The 1,134-nt window shown below is 41.4% G+C and carries 1 protein-coding gene; it reads right to left on the bottom strand.

Annotated features, from left to right (window positions below):
* Positions 1–24: 24 nt before the first annotated feature.
* Positions 25–1,134 (bottom strand): DNA polymerase III subunit beta (gene dnaN / locus RAC86_RS38960; protein ID WP_377886986.1); only part of this gene is annotated, 1,110 nt, incomplete at its 5' end.

The following is a 1,134-nucleotide window of genomic DNA, read 5'->3' as shown; positions in this document are numbered from 1 at the left end:
AAGGGTCGGCAGCAGTGTATCGGATTAATAGGTTCTGACAGGAAGGATAAGCTGTACAATCGTTTCATCATTCGGTGTGCGAATTAAGAAAGGTCTCATTGCGCCTGTAAAGCTTACCCGTATTTCTGCTCCTTCAAGCACCTTTAGTGCATCCAGCATATATTTTGGACTAAATGAGATATTTAATTCCTCACCTTCGATCTGATCAGCAAGAATCGCTTCAACAACTTTTCCGATTTCAGGTGAGTTGGAAGAAATCTCAATCGATTCAGCCGGTTTTGCAGACAGCTTCACCACGTTGTTGCGTCCCTCTCTGGCTAAAAGAGATGCACGATCAATTGCCTGAAGGAATTCTTTTGTGTTCACAATGATTTCTGTTTTGCTTTCTTGCGGAATCAGGCTGGTTGTATCCGGATAATTTCCGTCCAGAAGCCGCGAGAAGAATAAAACATTTTTCGCTTTAAACAGAACTTGGGTTTCTGTGATTACGATATCTACAAGTTCCTGATTGTCATCCAAAATCTTGCTGAGTTCAGTTAAGCTTTTTCCCGGAATCACGACGTTATAAGATCTGTCTTCTGGAATATCAAGTTTCGCTTTTCTTAAAGCAAGACGGTGGCTATCCGTCGCAGTGCATAATAATTCACTTTGCTCCACTTTCCAGTTTACACCTGTCAAGATAGGGCGTGTTTCTGAGGTGGACACCGCGAATACTGTTTGTCTGATTAGATTTTTTAACAAGTCAGTTGGAATTTGAATCGCGTGATGCTCTTCGATCTGCGGCAAGTGCGGGTACTCATCAGCATCCAGACCGTTTAGATTAAATTCAGCTTTGCCAGAACGGATAATCGTCAAATACTGATTCTGCACTTCGATTTCTACAGTTGCCATCGGCAGTTTTTTTACAATCTCACTAAAGAAGCGGGCTTGTAAAACAATGCTTCCAGGCTGTTCTATTGTGACGATCTCCTTATCTCCTTCTTCTTTTGGAATGAAGGATTCAATTGAAATATCTGAATCGCTTCCTGTAAAGGATACGCCATCATCTGATGCAACGATTTTAATACCAGTCAGAATGGGAATCGTAGTTCTGGATGAAACTGCTTTTAATACATCTTGGACACTTTCAACAAG

This window comes from Bacillus sp. LR_5, assembly GCF_042709275.1.
The sequence above is the reverse complement of the archived record's forward strand: the minus strand, read 5'-3'. Positions and strand labels throughout refer to the sequence as shown.